The following is a 15,782-nucleotide window of genomic DNA, read 5'->3' on the forward strand; positions in this document are numbered from 1 at the left end:
TCGGTCGGTCGGTCGGGGGTCAGGACACCTGGACACCGACCACGCAGGTGTCGTCGTCCGTGTCCGACTTGCTGCGCGCCAGCAGCTGGTCCAGCCGCTGTTCGAGGCTGTCGGACGGCTGCTGGGCCATGGTGAGCAGCTGGGCGACGGAGTCCTCCACCGGGGTGTCCCGCCGCTCGACGAGACCGTCGGTGTACATCAGCACGATGTCGTCGGGTTCGAGCCGGAGTTCCGCCTCCTCGTACTCGGCCTCGGCGAGCGCCCCCAGCAGCAGCCCCCGCAGGAGCGGCAGGTCGACCGCCTCCTTGCCCCGGACGAGCACCGGCGGCAGATGCCCCGCCCGGGCCCACCGCAGGGTGCGGGTCGAGGGGTCGAATATCCCGCAGACGGCGGTGGCCGTGACCTGGGCGGTCAGGTGGTGGGCGACGCTGTTGAGCCACGACAGGAGCTGTCCCGGCCCGGCGCCCGTGACGGCGAGGCCGCGCAGGGCGTTGCGGAGGACCACCATCCCGGTGGCGGCCTCCACTCCGTGGCCCGCGACGTCCCCGACGCACAGGAGCACCTTCTTGGACGGCAGCACCACGGCGTCGTACCAGTCGCCGCCGACCAGGGACTCGGACTCGGCCGGGCGGTAGCGCACGGCGACCTCGAGGTCCGGCGCGTCGAGCGGCGGTTTGACCGGCGGCATGATGGCGTGCTGGAGCTGGAGGGTGAGCCGGTTGCGTTCCTCGGCGGCCTCCTCCGTGGCGACCAGCCGGTCGCGGGTGGCCGTGAGGGCGACCTCGGTCCAGTGCTGCGCCGAGATGTCCTGGTAGGCGCCCCGGACGGCCTCCAGGCCGCCGTCGACGCCGAGGGCGGGTTCGGCGGTCACCCGGATGTGCCGCGTGACCCCGTCGCGGCGCAGCATGCGGAAGGCCGCGGAGCCCACCTGGCGCTGGTGCAGCACCGTCTTGAGGAAGCGCCGGATGGTGCCGGAGTCGTCGGGGTGGGCATGGCCGACCAGGTCGCGCAGGGCGACCGGGGCCTCCGTCGGCCGGCGGCCGAACAGCTCGAAGAGCTGGCCGTGCCAGGTGATGTCCCCGGTGAGGGCGTCCTCCTCGAAGGCCCCGACCCGGCCGAGCCGCTGGGCGTGCTGCAACAGACTGGCCAGGCGCGCCGATTCGTCCTCGACGCGCCAGATGAGGAGGACGCTCCCCGCGTGCCGGCTGATGCTGATGTCGGCGAGCGAGGTCAGCGGCACCTGGTCCACCAGGGCGGTGAGCCGGGTGCGGCGGGCGCGGTAGGGCTCGCCCGTGGCATAGACCCGCTCGATCCGTTCGAAGAGTTCGCTCTCGCCGGCCGTCGCGGGGTACGCCTCCAGGAGCAGCGCCCCGTCGACGGCGCCGCGGGGCCTGCCCGCCGGGTCCTGGAAGTGGACGTTGGCGTGCCGGATACGGAAGTCGGCGAGCCTTCCCTCCTCGTCCAGGTGCGGGGTCAGGACGAGGGCGGGGTCGTAGAGCCCGTCGGACAGCTCGGCCAGTTCCCGTGCTCCGTCGACGGCGGGGCGGAGGGAGCGCGCCGGGGCCGTGGCATCGGGCAGCGCCTCCAGGGTGTGCGCGCAGAGCTCCGCGAGTGCCTCGATCTGCCGCTGCACGGCCTGCGGCTGGGGGTCCAGCGGGCGGGCCCAGCAGATCTCCAGGACGCCGTGGATACGGCCGCCGGTCCCGGCGGGGACGACGACCCGCCCGCCGTCGGGGTGGCGCGCGCGTCCGATCGAGGGGATGCCCGCGGCGGACAGCGACGGGTACCAGACGGTGCGGCGGCCGGTCAGCGCCTGCCGGGCCGCGGTGGTCACCCCCGGAGGGACGTAGTGCCAGCGGGCCGCCTCGTCGGGGCCGAACCCCGCGTGGCCGCGCAGGCTCAGCGAACCGTCCGCTCCGGTGGTCCAGATCGCCACGGCGACGGCGCCCAGGGGTTCGAGGGCGTGCGCGAGCAGCGTGTCGGCGACGGCCTGGGTGTCGTCGGCGCTGAGCGCCGCGCTCTCCGCCGTGCGCAGACGCACGGCGACCGAGGCGGCGGGCCCGGCGGTGTCGGGCTCGTCGATGACCGTCCTCACGAACTCGTCCGCGACCTCGGCGACCCGGTCGCGGGCCGCCTCGTTGATGATGTCCGCGGCCAGCTCGAGCCGGGACAGCCCGGCCTGGTCGGACAGCGCGGCGAGCTGACGCGCCGCCTGGGCGGGGCCGCAGCCCAGGCGCTCGACGAGGACTCCCTTGGCGAGCTCGATCAGGGCACGCCCCTCGGCCGCCGCGTGCGCGGCGCGCACCTCGCCGCGCAGCCGCTCCACCGTCGCGGCCAGCCGGCCGTCGGTGACGTCGTCCCGCGACGACGGGCGTTCACCGTCGGAGGGAAGGGGGCCCGGGACGCCGGCGGGCACCACGGGCGCCGGAGCGTCGTCCGCGGCGGGCCCGGCGGTCGGGTCTCCGGCCCGGGGTCGGGGGCCACTCACGTAGACGACTCCTCGGTCAGGGCGGCCTCGCGGCCGCCGCAGGGACGGGGGCGGGGTGCGCCCGGGCGGCGCGGGGCCCGCCGCGGCGTGCGGGCGGGCCCGTCGGGGACGGTCACGGGGCTATCCATCGTTCAGCCAGCGGCCGATGCAGGCGATGAGCTCGTCGGCGTCGACGGGCTTGGTGACGTAGTCGCTGGCGCCCGACGCGAGGCTCTTCTCGCGGTCGCCCGGCATGGCCTTGGCGGTGACCGCGATCACGGGCAGGTCCGCGTACTGCGACAGCTCCCTGATCCGTGCCGTCGCCGTGTAGCCGTCCATCTCCGGCATCATCACGTCCATCAGGACGAGGGACACGGCAGGGTTCGCCAGCAGCGTCTCGATCCCCTTCCGGCCGTTCTCCGCGTGCAGCACCGTGACGCCGTGCAGCTCCAGGATGCCGCTCAGGGCGTAGAGGTTGCGGGCGTCGTCGTCGACCACGAGGACGGTCCGGCCGTGCAGCGTGGTGTCGATGGCCTGGGGTGCCGGCGCCCAGTGGTCACCGCGGACCAGCGGCACGACGTCACCGGGCTGCTCCGCCGAGAGGTGCAGGGCGATCCGCTCGCGCAGTTCGTCGAGGCTGGAGAGCAGCTCCAGCGGGCGGCGGCGGGCCAGCTCCTGCAGCGCGCCCTCCTCGTCGGCGGGGAGCCGGCGGTTGTTGTGGGCGAGGACCGGCACCGTACGCAGGGCCTCGTCGCCGTCCATGGCGGCCAGGAACCGCAGGGCGTCGCCGTCCGCCATGTCGAGGTCGAGCACGACGCAGTGGAACGGCTGGTCGGCGAGGGCGGCGGCCGCCTCCTGCGGGCCGACGACCGCGATCAGTTCGATGTCCGTCCGCTCGGCGTGCCCGCCGTCGGCGGAGAGCTGCGTGACCGCGTTCTCGGCGACGACGGCGAGGAGCCCGCGCGGGCGCTCCTCGATCACGAGGAGGCGCCGGGTCGGGCGGGCCGTCGCCGTGCCGGGTCCGGCGGCCGGAGCGGGGGCGGCCTCAAGGGCCGGTACCGAGACCTCGGCGGCCTCCAGCTGCCGGGCGGCGGGCTTCTCCGTGACGTCGGTACGGGTGACGGGCAGGTAGAGGGTGAAGGTGCTGCCCTCGCCGGCCACGCTGGTGACCGTGAGGGCACCGCCGAGCAGAAACGCGATCTCGCGGCTGATGGAGAGCCCGAGACCGGTGCCCCCGTACTTCCGGTTGGTCGTCCCGTCGGCCTGCTGGAAGGCGCCGAAGATGGCCTCCAGGTTCTCGGGGGCGATCCCGATGCCGGTGTCGGTCACCCGGAAGGCGACGACGGGGCCGCCCCGGTGGACCGGCACGGGAAGCTCGGCGTCCGACGCCGGTTCGATGCGGAGTTCGACGCTGCCGTGCTCGGTGAACTTGACGGCGTTCGACAGCAGGTTCCGCAGCACCTGCCGCAGCCGGGAGTCGTCGGTGACCAGGTCGACGGGGACGCCGGCGGCCGTGGTGACCGAGAAGGCGAGGCTCTTCTGCGTGGTGAGGGGGCGGAAGGTGGCCTCGACGTAGTCGAGGAGCCTGCGCAGCGGCACGCGCTCCGGGTTGAAGTCCATCTTCCCGGCCTCCACCTTGGACAGGTCGAGGATGTCGTTGATCAGCTGCAGCAGGTCCGACCCGGCGGAGTGGATGATGCCGGCGTACTCGACCTGCTTGGCCGTGAGGTTGCGGGTCGGGTTCTGGGCGAGCAGCTGGGCCAGGATCAGGAGGCTGTTGAGCGGGGTGCGCAGTTCGTGGCTCATGTTCGCCAGGAACTCGGACTTGTACGTCGACGCCAGCGCGAGTTGCTGGGCGCGGTCCTCCAGCTCCTGTCGGGCCTGCTCGATCTGGAGGTTCTTGGCCTCGATGTCGCGGTTCTGCGTGGCCAGCAGGGCCGCCTTCTCCTCCAGTTCGGCGTTGGAGCGCTGGAGCTCCTCCTGGCGCACCTGGAGCTCCTCGGTGCGCGAGCGCAGTTCGCCCGCGAGCCGCTGGGACTCGTCGAGGAGTTCGTCGGTTCGGGCGTTGGCGACGATGGTGCTGAGGTTCACTCCCACCGTCTCCATGAGCTGCTCCAGGAAGTCCCTGTGCACGGAGGTGAAGGGGGTGAACGACATGAGTTCGATGACGCCGAGCACCTGGTCCTCGACGACGACCGGCAGGACCACGAGGCTGCCCCGGGACGTACTGCCGAGTCCGGAGGAGATCGTGACGTAGTCGGCGGGGACGTTCTCGGCGGCGATGGTGCGGCGGCTGCGGGCGGCCTGTCCCACGAGGGACTCGCCCAGCCGGAAGCGGTCCCGGCCCTGGTCTCCGGCGGGACGGCCGTAGGAGCCGACGAGGCCGAGTTCGACGCCGTCCGTTCCCTCCTCGGCCAGGTAGAACGCGCCGTACTGGGCGGCGACGAGCGGGGTCAGTTCGTCCATGACGAGTTCGGCCACGACGGCCAGGTCCCGGTGGCCCTGCATCAGGGCGGAGATCCGGGCCAGGCTGGACTTCAGCCAGTCCTGTTCCTGATTGGCCCGGGTCGTCTCGCGCAGCGAGCCGACCATCGCGTTGATGTTGTCCTTGAGCTCGGCGACCTCGCCCGAGGCCTCGACGGTGATCGAGCGGGTCAGGTCGCCCTCGGCGACCGCACTCGCGACCTCGGCGATGGCGCGAACCTGTCGGGTGAGGTTGCCGGCCAGTTCGTTGACGTTCTCGGTCAGCCGCTTCCAGGTGCCGGAGACGCCCTCGACCTCGGCCTGTCCTCCGAGCCGGCCCTCGCTGCCGACCTCGCGGGCGACGCGGGTGACCTCGGCGGCGAAGGAGGACAGCTGGTCGACCATGGTGTTGATGGTCGTCTTGAGTTCGAGGATCTCGCCGCGGGCGTCGACGTCGATCTTCTTGGAGAGGTCGCCGTTGGCGACGGCCGTGGTGACCTGGGCGATGTTCCGGACCTGGCCGGTCAGGTTGTTCGCCATGGAGTTGACGTTGTCGGTGAGGTCCTTCCAGGTGCCGGCCACGTTCGGCACCCTGGCCTGGCCGCCGAGCCGGCCCTCGGTGCCCACCTCGCGCGCGACGCGGGTCACCTCGTCGGCGAACGCCGACAGCGTGTCCACCATGGTGTTGATGGTGTCGGCGAGCGCGGCCACCTCGCCCTTGGCCTCCACGGTGATCCGGCGGGAGAGGTCACCGCGGGCCACGGAGGTGGCGACCTGGGCGATCGAACGCACCTGCCCGGTGAGGTTGGACGCCATCACGTTGACGTTGTCCGTCAGGTCCTTCCACGTGCCCGAGGCGCCCCGGACGGTGGCCTGGCCGCCGAGGTTGCCCTCGGTGCCCACCTCGCGGGCGACGCGGGTCACCTCGTCGGCGAAGGCCGAGAGCTGGTCGACCATCGTGTTGATGGTCGTCTTCAGCTCCAGGATCTCGCCGCGGGCGTCGACGTCGACCTTCTTCGACAGATCGCCGTTGGCGACCGCGGTGGCGACATGGGCGATCGCCCTCACCTGAGCGGTGAGGTTCCCCGCCATGGAGTTCACGGAGTCGGTCAGATCGCGCCAGGTGCCGGAGGCGCCCTTCACATCGGCCTGCCCGCCGAGAATGCCCTCCGTGCCCACGTCACGGGCCATCCGCGTGACCTCGTCGGCGAACGAGGAGAGCTGGTCGACCATCGTGTTGATGGTGTTCTTCAGCTCCAGGATCTCGCCGTGCGCGTCCACGTCGATCTTCTGGGAGAGGTCGCCCCTGGCGACCGCGGTGGCCACCTGGGCGATGTCCCGGACCTGGGTGGTGAGGTTGCCGGCCATCGCGTTCACCGAGTCGGTGAGGTCGGCCCAGGTGCCGGAGACCCCGGGTACCGCGGCCTGTCCGCCCAGCGTCCCCTCCGTGCCGACCTCGCGGGCGACCCGCGTGACCTCGGAGGTGAACAGGGAGAGCTGGTCGACCATCCCGTTGAACACCAGGGAGATCTCGCCCATGAGGCCGTCCGCCTCGTCGGGCAGCCGGGTGCCGAAATCACCGTCCCGCACCGCCGTGAGGCCTGCCAGGAGCTGTCGCAGCTCGGGCTCGCCCACCGCGGCCGGCCCGGGCCGCACCCGGACAGAGGAGCCTTCGGTCGTCATGTCAGACATGCCCCATCCTCGTTCCCCAACACGCTGCCGCTTACGGACCGTTCGGACCCGGTCACCAAGCCGGATGCCCGCTCCCCCAGGACGTCTCCGGCCGCGATCGTTGCCGCACGGCAATGATGACGACACTACCCCTCCGTGATCGACACGAGGAGGGCGGTGCCTCGTCATACGGCCGGAACACGTCGTTGCCCCGGGTTCCCCGGCCTCGCGGACGGAGCCGGGAGGCCGCGCGCCGGCGCGACCTCCTGAGCGCGGAAGGGAGCCCGGGACACTCCGTTCGGAGTGTCCCGGGCTCCCTTCCGCCGGGGGGCGGTCCATGCCGTCGGAGGACGGCGGAGGCCCGCCTACCAGCGATACCAGCGGGCCGAGCCGCCCTTCGGCCGGGCGACGAAGCCCAGCAGCCACACTACGAGCACGATGACGGCGATCCACCAGAGCGCCTTGACGGCGAAGCCGACGCCGAAGAGCAGCAGGGCGAGCAGAAGAACAAGAAGCAGCGGGACCATACGCGTCCACCTCCACAAGATCGATGGATGACTTTCTCGGAATCACTGATGAGCGCCGTCTCACCGGATGTGCCCGCGTCAAACATGGAACTTCGTCCGGACGGACCGCGCGATCCGGCGGGCCCGAGGGTGTGGGACGGCGGCGACGGGCAACACGGAACGCCAGAAGCGAAGCCCGGCGTGCCCTCGCCCGGCGGCCCCCACCCTCGACTCCGAGGAGAGTCCCGTGAGCACACTGCTGACCCGTATCAAGCGATTCGCCCACAGCCCTCAGGGCCGTAGCGCGGCGGCGTCCGTCCGCAGGGCCGCCGCCGACCCCCGCAGGCGCTCCCAGGTCATGCGCTTCCTCTCCAAGGTGCGCGGCCACCGCTGACGGCCGCTCGCCCGGCCGCGTGGAACCGCCCGCGTCCCGCGCGGCGCCTCCCGCGGCCGGCCCGGTCCCGGCGCATGATGGGACGATCGGGACGTTCACCGCGGTCGGCCCGGTGAGCGGCGGCGAAAGGCGGTCTCGTGCCAGTGGAGAACGACACCCTGGGCTCCGTCCTGGCCGATGTGCTGGCCTCGTCCCACCGCCTCGCGCTCCCCGCGATCCCCGGCCTCCTGCAGGACGTGGGTGAGCGACTGGGGCTGTCCAGCGCCCGCGTGTACGTGGCCGATCTGCAGCAGCGCGATCTGGTCGCGCTGCTCGCTCCCGAGCAGGCGCGGGTCTCCGGCGCCGACGGCGCGGCCGCGGCCCCGGAGACCCTGCCCGTCGACAACTCGCTCGCCGGACGCGCCTACCGCACCGAGACCACCCAGCTGAGCCGGCCGGAGGCCGGGGCCTCCGAGCAGACGGCCTGGATCCCGGTGGTGGACGGCATCGGCCGGCTGGGGGTGCTGCGGGTGACCGCGCCGGAACTCGACGCGCCGCTCCTGCGCCGGTGCGAGGCCCTCGCCGACCTGCTCGCCATGATCCTGGCGGCGAAGCAGCCGTACAGCGATCTCCTGGCCCAGACCATGCGCACCCGGCCGATGAGCCTTCAGGCCGAGCTGCTGTGGGCGTTCCTGCCGCCGCGCACCATCGGCACCGCGGCGGTGACCTCGAGCGCCATCCTGGAACCCGCGTACGACGTGGGCGGGGACGCGTACGACCACAGCCTGGCCGGCGACGATCTGCACCTGACGCTGCTGGACGCCATGGGTCACGATCTCGCGTCCGGCGGCTGCAGTGCCACGGCGCTGGCCGCCTGCCGGGCCTCCCGGCGCGCGGGCGGCCGCCTCGACGACATCGCCGTGGAGATCGACAGCACTTTGGACCGCTGGATCCCCGGTCGGCTGCTGACCTGTGTGATCGCCGACCTGGACACGAGGACCGGCCGGCTCGACTGGATCAACTGCGGCCATCCTCCCCCGCTGCTGATCCGTGACCGCCGCGTCGTGACCGGCGCACTCGACCGCGCCCCCCATCCGTCCCTCGGGCTCACCGGTTACGACATTCCACCGCCGCCCGTCCACAGCACCCAGCTGCAGCCCGGCGACCGGCTGCTGCTGTTCACCGACGGCGTCACCGACGCCCGCTCCGCCGCCGGTGAGCTGTTCGGCGAACAGCGTCTGGCCGACGCTGTCGTACGTGCCCTGACCGACGGGCTCCCCGCGCCCGAGGCCCTGCGCCGTCTGATCCAGCAGATCCTGGTGCACCAGGACCAGCGCCTGAACGACGACGCGACCCTCCTCCTCACTGAATGGCACCCGCCGGAGCCCTGAACACCTCATGTGACAGAGGGCACGGGACCGGCTCAGCCCGGGGAGAACGGCACGTAGTCCGCCGCCGAGCTGGAAGGTATGACGGCGTAGCTGGACTCGGGCAGCTCGTTCCACACGCCCGGCAGGTCTCCCAGGGGCTCGGAGACCACGAGGCGGGTCCTGTCGGAGAGCTCCCTCAGATACTCCAGCTCGGGGTGGAGGCGCCGGACGGTCTCGGCCCTGCTGCTGTAGAAGAGGGAGCGGGACTTTCCCTGGCTGGAGTAGCGGAAGGCCCAGACGCGCTCCCCGTCGCTCACGGCCACCGTCATCTGCAGGGGCTCCGGCACGCCGTGCCGCGCGCCGAGGCTCTCGACCAGGCCGGCCATGCGGGCGACCGCTCCCGGGACGTCCTGGTCGAGGCCGAAGGTGACCGCCAGGTAGAACATCACCTCGGAGTCCGTCGATCCTTCCATGAAGGGGAAGAGCACCGGGTCGACGGCCATGCACAGGTCCCGCTGCAGCCGGGGGAAGTCCGCGATGGCCCCGTTGTGCATCCACAGCCAGCGACCGTGGCGGAAGGGATGGCAGTTCGTCTGCTGGACCGCGGAGCCGGTGGACGCGCGGACGTGGGCGAAGAACAGGGAAGAGCGGACGTGCGACGCGAGCTCTTGCAGATTGCGGTTGTTCCACGCCGGTCCGACATCGCGGAAGACCGCCGGTGTACCGTCGCCGTCGGAGCCGTACCAGCCGACGCCGAAGCCGTCGCCGTTGGTCGACTCGACCCCCATCCGCGCATGGAGGCTCTGGTTGATCAGGGAGTGCTCCGGACGGTAGAGCACGGTGTCGAGCAGGAGGGGCGAACCGGAGTAGGCGAGCCAGCGGCACATACGAACCTCATCCCCTTCCTCACAGCTCTCGCAGGGCCGGCAGCAGCTTCGTCTCCGCCCAGTCCAGGAAGGGTCGCTGTCGGTCACCGCCCACCTGGACCAGGGCGATCTCGGTGAATCCCGCGTCGCTGTAGGGGCGTACCGCGTCGACGAAGGCGTCCACGTCGTCACCGCAGGGGATGGCGTCCGCGACGTCCTCCGGCCTGGTGTGCTGCGAGGCCTGTGCGAAGCCCGCGGGGCCGGGAAGTTCGGCGTTGACCTTCCAGCCCCCGAGGGCCCAGCGGAACTGGTCGTGCGCCCGGGCCACCGCCGCCGCGCGATCGGGGTCGTACGAGACCGGGAGCTGACCGACACACGGCTTGCCGGCCCCTCCGTACGCGCCGAACGCGGTCACCAGCTCCCGCTTCGGCTCGGTGGCGACGAGCAGGTCGCCGTGGAGTCCGGCGAGCTCGCAGGAGCGGTCTCCGGAGGCGGCGATCCCGATCGGGGGCGGCTCGTCGGGGAGGTCCCAGAGCCTGGCGTTCTCGACGTCGAAGTGGCGGCCGTGGTGGCTGACGTTCCCGCCGGCGAACAGCGCACGGATGATCTCCACCGATTCTTCGAGCATCTCCAGGCGGACGTGGGCGGCGGGCCAGCCCGCGCCGACGATGTGCTCGTTGAGGTTCTCGCCCGACCCCAGGCCCAGCCGGAAGCGCCCCTGGGACAGGAGCTGCATCGTGGCCGCCTTCTGCGCGACCACCGCGGGGTGGTAGCGGAAGGTCGGGCAGGTCACGTACGTCATGAGCGGGATCCGGGAGGTCGCCTGCGCGGCGGCGCCCAGCACGCTCCACGCGTACGGCGCGTGCCCCTGGGCCTCCAGCCAGGGGAAGGAGTGGTCGGAGATCACGGCGAAGTCGAACCCCGCCCGTTCCGCTCCCACCACATGGTCGACCAGATCCCGCGGTCCGGCCTGCTCGGTCATCATCGTGTATCCGATTCGCACCATGAGGGGCGGGTTTCCGCTTGGATCTCCCTGAAACGTACCCGTCCCTCGAACGCTGCCGCTGCCGCGCCGCGGGCCCGATCACGGGCAGGAGTCGAGGGCCATCCGGTAGTAGGCCGCGACGTCCTCCCGGTACTGCCGGTCGGCCAGATCGCGGTCGGGGAGGAACTGCGGCGCGTCCTTGACCTGCTCCTTGGTCAGGGACAGGCATAGGGTGCGGCGGCGCGCGTCGAATCGGGCGACCGCACCGGCGGGAACGAGCAGCTTGCCGAAGATCCACGCCCCGGCGTCCACGACCAGGTGGACGTCACCGGCCTCGTCGGAGTGCTCGGCCACCGTTCCGATGTGACCGTCGGCGGCCTCGACGTCCCATCCGGTCAGGTCGGTCCCCGGCAGGTGGCCGCAGTCCGCACCGAAGGTCCACGGATTCTCCGTCATGGTGCTGTTCCTCCGCTCCTCGGCCGGGCGGCGCCGGGCCCGCCGGAGCCCCCGGTGCGCTCCGACTCTTCGGAGCGGACCGGGGGCGGGGGCACTCGGCGCGGGATCAGGGGCGGTGCGGTCAGATCCGTCCGCCCGCGAGCCTGGTCAGCGGCCCGACGGCCGGCTTGGCGGTCGAGCGGCCGACCGCGAACGCGGCGCCGGCGACGCCGACGATGCCTGCCGCCGCACCGGCGGCGAGGGCCTTCCTGTGCTGCACGACCGCCCAGGCCGCGGTCGCGGCCTTGGCGGCCTTCCCCGCGTTCGCCGTGACCGCCCGCCGGCCGGTCTCCAGGCCGCTCGCCACAGCGCGGCCGGCGTTCTTCGTCGTCTCCTCCGCGCCCCGCACCGCGTTCTTCGTCGTCTCCTCCGCGCCCCGGGCCGCGGTCTTCGCTTCGCCCGCCGCGGCGGTGGTCTTCGACCGGGCGCTCTCGGCCGTCGAAGCGGCCCGCTTGGCGGGCGACTTCCGCGTCGTCGTGCGACCCGAGCTCTTGGCACTTCCGTTCGATGTACTCATGGCATTCCTCCTTGCCGGTCTTTCGCGGGTGAAACGGGGATCGCTTCACCCGTGTGCCGTACGGGGCCGGCTCACCGGCCGAGGGGATCGCGCGGGAGAAGCGATCCCAACGGGCCCAGGTCCAGGTTCAGATCGTCCATGGACAGGCCGTAGCGCTCGCACAGCTCTTCCATCCGTTCGTGCAGGAGCATCAGCGTCATGCCGATGCGTTCCTCCTCGTCCTCGCCGAGGTCGCCCTGGTCGACGCGGTGCACGGCGGTGCGTTCCATCAGCTGCCGCAGCAGTTCGACGATGGTCAGGACGAGTTTGACGAGGTCCCGCTCCACCGTGTCGGGGTCGACGGCCAGCCGTCGCGACACGGCACTGCCCGCCGCGGCGCCGTTCGCGTCCTCCACCCGGCTCACCTCCCCGCCTCCTGAGCGCGGCCCACGGGCGGAGCACCGGCCCCGGACGGTCGTCCCGCCCAGGGAGCGGGGGCGTCGCCCGTGACCGACCGGATGACCGCGCGCAGATCGATGTGGACGAGGTCCACGTCGGCGATGGAGAGCACGATGTCTCCGGTCAGCACCGCGCCTCCGGTCAGCAGGCGGTCCAGCAGGTCGATGAGGGCGACGGGCGGTCCGGAAAGACGCTCCGCCGGCTCGTGGGAGGCGTGCTCCACGAAGGGCGTGCTCATCGCGCCACCGTCCCCTCGCCCTCGGTGACCCCCGAGGGTGCGGGGGCCGGGGCGGAGGCGGGTGCGGGTGCCGGGGCGGAGGCCGGGGCCGGGGCCGCGAAGGAGTACGGGGCCCACGGGCCCGTCACCTCCACCCGTACCCCCGGCACCGACCGCGCCACCGCCTCGACCTCCTCGCGGAAGCGTGCCTCGCCGTCGGCCGACACCAGGTACGCGTGGTTGGCGATGTTCACCCCCTGCCGCCCCGACAGTCCACCCTGCTGGGCCCGGTGGACGACCGCGGCACGCGCGAGCTGCCGCGCCACGCCTGCGGCCTCGTCCGCGACGGCGCCGGCGGCCCGGTAGAGGTCCTCCGTGCCGCGCCGTCGCTGCATGCGCTGCCGCAGATACGCGCGTCCCGAACCGGCCGCCGGTGCCGCTCCGCCGGGCTCCTGGGGCGCGGTCCCCGCGAGGGAGGCCGCCGACTCCGGGTCCGCGTGGACCTTCACGCCCAGCTCGACGTGGCCGTCGAGCCACCCCAGCAGCTCGGTGAACCTCTCGCGGTGGCCCCCCAGCACCTCGGCCACCCGGTCCTCGTCGCGATATACGGTGGCCAGCCTGAAGGGCAGGACGACCGCCCGCGCGAACGCGGCGTCGACCACCGCGTGGTGGGCCCGGGCAAGCTCCTCCAGCAGGTCGAGGTCCTCCAGGCGGCGCTGCAGCGCCGCCTCGTCGAAGGCGGCCTCCGGCACGGCTGACACCAGGGCGACGAGGCCGCCCGCGGCGACGAGCCGTACGCCGTGGCCGTCGACTCCGCTCGCCGTACCGACGACACCGGCCAGGCTGCCGTCGTCCCGGCCGACGCCGTACACGTACGCCGTCGAGGGTGCGTTCATCGTGCCTCCTCCGTTCCGCGGCGGGTGGCTTCTTCCGGCTCCGGCTCCGGTCCGTCCTCCGACGGACCCGCGGCGCGCAGCCGTACGAGCTCGGCGCGCAGACGCTCGTTCTCGTCGGCCAGGACCTCTTCCCTGCTGGCCCCGTCACCGGCGCCGGGGCCGCCGACCTGGCGGGGCGGGCGCGCCCGGGAGGAGAGCGAAGGGTCATGCTCCCACCAGTCGATGCCCATCTCCTTGGCCTTGTCGACGGAGGCGACAAGCAGCCGGAGCTTGATGGTCAGCAGCTCGATGTCGAGGAGGTTGATCTGGATGTCGCCGGCGATCACGATGCCCTTGTCGAGCACGCGTTCCAGGATGTCCGCGAGGTTCGCGGACGAGCCCTGGCGACTGCTCGGCGATGCGGCGTGCGGTGATGCCGGTAGGCGTCCCGCGAAGGATTCGGACACGGTGGCGACCTCTGTTCTCCGGGATTGCTCTGCGGTCGGTCAGCTGCCGACGGAGGCGCGGCGACGGGTACGGCGCCCGGATCCGCGCGGACGGCGGTCGTCGTCGGTCGGCTCGTCGTCGGCCGGCTCGTCCTCGGTCGAGTCGTCCTCAGTCGGCGGCTCGCCCTCTGTCGGCTCGTCGTCGTCGAATTCCTCGCCGTCGGGCTCGTCGAACTCCTCGTACTCCCCGTCGGGTTCCTCGAACTCCTCGTCGGCTTCCTCGCCGCCGGGCTCCTCGTACTCCTCGTCGGGCTCGTCGAACTCCTCGTCGGCCCGGCGCTCCTCCTCGACCGCTTCCTCGTGGCCGACCACGACCTCGCCGTCCCGGATCTCGCCGCGCCAGCCGTCGGTGGCGTCTCCGCGCAGCATCAGGAACTTGCGGTAGAGCTTGAGATCCAGCCGGGCGCGCCTGCCCTGCGCGCGCCAGATGTTCCCCGTCCTCTCGAAGAGTCCCTTGGGGAAGTACTCCAGTACGAGCAGCACCCGGGTGAGGTCCTCGGTGATGCGGTGGAACGTCACCGCGCCGCGGACCGTGCCCTTGGCGCCTTCCGTGGTCCAGGCGATGCGCTTGTCGGGTATCTGCTCGGTGACGTTCGCCTGCCAGCTGCGGGTCGACCTGGCGACCTTCACCTTCCAGTGGGTGGTCGTGTCGTCCGCCGTCTCGACGCTGACGACCCCCTTGGCGAAGGTGCTGAACTCCTGGAACTGCGTCCACTGGTCGTACGCGTCGCGGACGGGGACGCCGACGTCGATGTCCTCGACGATGGTCACGCTCTTCCGCGCGCCTCCGCCGGAGGTACGGCCGGTGCCGAGAAGGTCCTTGGCCTTGCCCTTCACGGTGTCCTTGACGGCGGAGGTCCCCGCGGTCAGGGCGGCCCGTGCGGGCGACTTGCCCTCGCCGAGGGCCTCGCCTCCCTTCCTGAGGCCCTTGGCGAGGCCTTGGGTGAGGCCGCCCCGGCCGGCTGACGGTTCGGCCAGCCGGGACACGCCTTCGCCCAGGCGCCTGCCGAGCCGGGTGACCGCGTCCTCGGCGCGCGCGGTCAGATAGCGCCGGAGCTCCTCCTTCAGTCTCTCGGTGGCGGGGTTGTCCGCGAGGTCGTTCCTGATCCTGCCGAGCGCCGAGTCACCCATCGTCGTCACTCCTGCTCCTGCGCGTGCGGGACGCCGTCGTCTTCCGGGCGCCGGCGCCGGAGGAGCCGCCTCGGGAGGACGAGCGGCTGGTGCTCTTCCTCGGGGTGCTCTTCTTCGGCGGGCTCTTCTTGGGCGGGCTTTCCGCCGTGCTCTTCTTGGGCGTGCGCTTCGCCGTGGTGCGCTGTGCGGCGTTCTCGCGCGCGCCGTCCCCGGTCTCGGCCCCGGTCTCGGCCTCGGTCTCGGCCTCGGTCTCGGCCTCGGTCTCGTGCCCGTCGGGTTCCTCGGCTTCCTCGCCGCCCAAGGCCTTCGTGCGCCGCTGCAGGGAGTCCGCGAGGCCCGAGGCGCGCTGGGTGAGAGTCCGCGCCGCGGCCGATTTCGTGGCCTCGAACAGCTCTCTGCGGACCTGCTCGCTCAGCGCCCCCGTCACCGGTGAGGCGGCCAGCAGTTTCCCGATCCGCCGGGGGTCGAGGTCCAGCCTGCGGCCGGCGAGGAACATCCCCACCCCGACGGCCATTCTGGCCTTCCTCGTCCGTCCCAGGAGATACCCTCCGACGAGCGCGGCCGCGATCGTCGAGTTCTTCGCTGTCACCGGTGCACCTCGTTCCTTCCCGCCGAGTCCTCGTGCCGGTTCATGAACCGTTCTCCGTCCGCCGTCGGTACGCCTCGATCTCGTCGAGGCGGTCCAGAAGCGCGTCCTCGCGCCGGTCGAACTCCTCCGCTTCCACGCGTCCGTTCGCCAGGTCGTCCACGAGTGCCGCCAGCTGCGCCCGTACGGGTTCGGGGTCGTAGTACTCCCGTTCCGCGGCGAGCAGCACCTGGTCGACCACCCACGCCGTGCCGCGCAGCGGTGCGAGCGGCAGGGTCAGGATTCCGGTGAGGAGTCCCATGTCCGCCTGTCCTTC

The 15,782-nt window shown here is 72.3% G+C and carries 16 protein-coding genes; 2 read left to right on the forward strand and 14 right to left on the reverse strand.

Annotated elements, in window-relative coordinates; translation table 11 throughout:
* Positions 1-19: 19 nt before the first annotated feature.
* The 3 genes from DEJ43_RS01775 to DEJ43_RS01790 all read right to left on the reverse strand — a co-directional run bounded on the left by DEJ43_RS01775 (position 20) and on the right by DEJ43_RS01790 (position 7,128).
* Positions 20-2,488 (reverse strand): GAF domain-containing SpoIIE family protein phosphatase, encoded by a 2,469-nt coding sequence (locus DEJ43_RS01775; RefSeq protein WP_015031577.1) that lies wholly within the window; start codon positions 2,486-2,488, stop codon positions 20-22.
* A 120-nt stretch (positions 2,489-2,608) separates the two neighbouring features.
* Positions 2,609-6,622: a HAMP domain-containing protein gene (locus DEJ43_RS01785; RefSeq protein WP_015031578.1), complete on the reverse strand. Its 4,014-nt coding sequence runs from the start codon at positions 6,620-6,622 to the stop codon at positions 2,609-2,611.
* Between the two features lie 344 nt (positions 6,623-6,966).
* Positions 6,967-7,128, reverse strand: coding sequence for a DUF5670 family protein (locus DEJ43_RS01790; protein ID WP_015031579.1), 162 nt, complete (start codon positions 7,126-7,128; stop codon positions 6,967-6,969).
* A 226-nt stretch (positions 7,129-7,354) separates the two neighbouring features.
* Between DEJ43_RS01790 and DEJ43_RS37280 the strand changes: the two genes are divergently transcribed.
* Positions 7,355-7,501: a hypothetical protein gene (locus DEJ43_RS37280; protein ID WP_167537134.1), complete on the forward strand. Its 147-nt coding sequence runs from the start codon at positions 7,355-7,357 to the stop codon at positions 7,499-7,501.
* A 137-nt stretch (positions 7,502-7,638) separates the two neighbouring features.
* Complete coding sequence (locus DEJ43_RS01795; protein WP_015031581.1) at positions 7,639-8,871, forward strand: PP2C family protein-serine/threonine phosphatase; 1,233 nt, start codon at positions 7,639-7,641, stop codon at positions 8,869-8,871.
* Positions 8,872-8,903: 32 nt separating this feature from the next.
* Here the strand turns inward: DEJ43_RS01795 and DEJ43_RS01800 are convergent, their stop codons facing one another.
* From DEJ43_RS01800 to DEJ43_RS01850, 11 genes are all read right to left on the reverse strand, one after another.
* Positions 8,904-9,737, reverse strand: coding sequence for a class II glutamine amidotransferase (locus tag DEJ43_RS01800; RefSeq protein ID WP_015031582.1), 834 nt, complete (start codon positions 9,735-9,737; stop codon positions 8,904-8,906).
* Between the two features lie 19 nt (positions 9,738-9,756).
* The gene (locus DEJ43_RS01805) at positions 9,757-10,722 is read right to left on the reverse strand and encodes an LLM class F420-dependent oxidoreductase (RefSeq protein ID WP_015031583.1); all 966 of its coding nucleotides are present in this window, start codon (positions 10,720-10,722) and stop codon (positions 9,757-9,759) included.
* A 78-nt stretch (positions 10,723-10,800) separates the two neighbouring features.
* Complete coding sequence (locus tag DEJ43_RS01810; protein WP_015031584.1) at positions 10,801-11,157, reverse strand: hypothetical protein; 357 nt, start codon at positions 11,155-11,157, stop codon at positions 10,801-10,803.
* Positions 11,158-11,278: 121 nt separating this feature from the next.
* Entirely contained in the window at positions 11,279-11,713 is a 435-nt protein-coding gene (locus DEJ43_RS01815; RefSeq protein ID WP_015031585.1) for a hypothetical protein, read from the reverse strand.
* Between the two features lie 71 nt (positions 11,714-11,784).
* On the reverse strand, positions 11,785-12,117 hold the full coding sequence (locus DEJ43_RS01820; protein WP_015031586.1) for a gas vesicle protein K: 333 nt from the start codon (positions 12,115-12,117) through the stop codon (positions 11,785-11,787).
* Positions 12,114-12,389, reverse strand: coding sequence for a gas vesicle protein (locus DEJ43_RS01825; RefSeq protein WP_015031587.1), 276 nt, complete (start codon positions 12,387-12,389; stop codon positions 12,114-12,116). Before DEJ43_RS01825 ends, DEJ43_RS01820 begins: the two co-directional genes overlap by 4 nt.
* Positions 12,386-13,264 carry a GvpL/GvpF family gas vesicle protein gene (locus DEJ43_RS01830; protein ID WP_015031588.1) on the reverse strand — a complete coding sequence of 293 codons (879 nt, stop codon included), beginning with the start codon at positions 13,262-13,264 and terminating at the stop codon, positions 12,386-12,388. Before DEJ43_RS01830 ends, DEJ43_RS01825 begins: the two co-directional genes overlap by 4 nt.
* Complete coding sequence (locus DEJ43_RS01835; protein ID WP_015031589.1) at positions 13,261-13,710, reverse strand: gas vesicle protein; 450 nt, start codon at positions 13,708-13,710, stop codon at positions 13,261-13,263. Before DEJ43_RS01835 ends, DEJ43_RS01830 begins: the two co-directional genes overlap by 4 nt.
* A gap of 39 nt (positions 13,711-13,749) precedes the next feature.
* Positions 13,750-14,880: an SRPBCC family protein gene (locus tag DEJ43_RS01840; protein ID WP_041661961.1), complete on the reverse strand. Its 1,131-nt coding sequence runs from the start codon at positions 14,878-14,880 to the stop codon at positions 13,750-13,752.
* Positions 14,873-15,469 (reverse strand): hypothetical protein, encoded by a 597-nt coding sequence (locus DEJ43_RS01845; protein WP_015031591.1) that lies wholly within the window; start codon positions 15,467-15,469, stop codon positions 14,873-14,875. The genes DEJ43_RS01840 and DEJ43_RS01845 overlap by 8 nt, the downstream gene beginning before the upstream one ends.
* 40 nt (positions 15,470-15,509) lie before the next feature.
* On the reverse strand, positions 15,510-15,767 hold the full coding sequence (locus DEJ43_RS01850) for a gas vesicle protein GvpG (protein WP_015031592.1): 258 nt from the start codon (positions 15,765-15,767) through the stop codon (positions 15,510-15,512).
* Positions 15,768-15,782 lie beyond the last annotated feature (15 nt).

It is taken from the genome of Streptomyces venezuelae ATCC 10712 (assembly GCF_008639165.1).
GTDB lineage: Bacteria > Actinomycetota > Actinomycetes > Streptomycetales > Streptomycetaceae > Streptomyces > Streptomyces venezuelae.

Excerpts from the sequence above, each read along its gene's own strand:
- DEJ43_RS01850 (WP_015031592.1), bottom strand. The coding sequence starts at position 15,767 with ATGGGACTCCTCACCGGAATCCTGACCCTGCCGCTCGCACCGCTGCGC.
- DEJ43_RS01800 (WP_015031582.1), bottom strand. The coding sequence starts at position 9,737 with ATGTGCCGCTGGCTCGCCTACTCCGGTTCGCCCCTCCTGCTCGACACC.
- DEJ43_RS01815 (WP_015031585.1), bottom strand. The coding sequence starts at position 11,713 with ATGAGTACATCGAACGGAAGTGCCAAGAGCTCGGGTCGCACGACGACG.
- DEJ43_RS01805 (WP_015031583.1), bottom strand. The coding sequence starts at position 10,722 with ATGGTGCGAATCGGATACACGATGATGACCGAGCAGGCCGGACCGCGG.
- DEJ43_RS01840 (WP_041661961.1), bottom strand. The coding sequence starts at position 14,880 with ATGGGTGACTCGGCGCTCGGCAGGATCAGGAACGACCTCGCGGACAAC.
- DEJ43_RS01785 (WP_015031578.1), bottom strand. The coding sequence starts at position 6,622 with ATGTCTGACATGACGACCGAAGGCTCCTCTGTCCGGGTGCGGCCCGGG.
- DEJ43_RS01810 (WP_015031584.1), bottom strand. The coding sequence starts at position 11,157 with ATGACGGAGAATCCGTGGACCTTCGGTGCGGACTGCGGCCACCTGCCG.
- DEJ43_RS01790 (WP_015031579.1), bottom strand. The coding sequence starts at position 7,128 with ATGGTCCCGCTGCTTCTTGTTCTTCTGCTCGCCCTGCTGCTCTTCGGC.
- DEJ43_RS01830 (WP_015031588.1), bottom strand. The coding sequence starts at position 13,264 with ATGAACGCACCCTCGACGGCGTACGTGTACGGCGTCGGCCGGGACGAC.
- DEJ43_RS01825 (WP_015031587.1), bottom strand. The coding sequence starts at position 12,389 with ATGAGCACGCCCTTCGTGGAGCACGCCTCCCACGAGCCGGCGGAGCGT.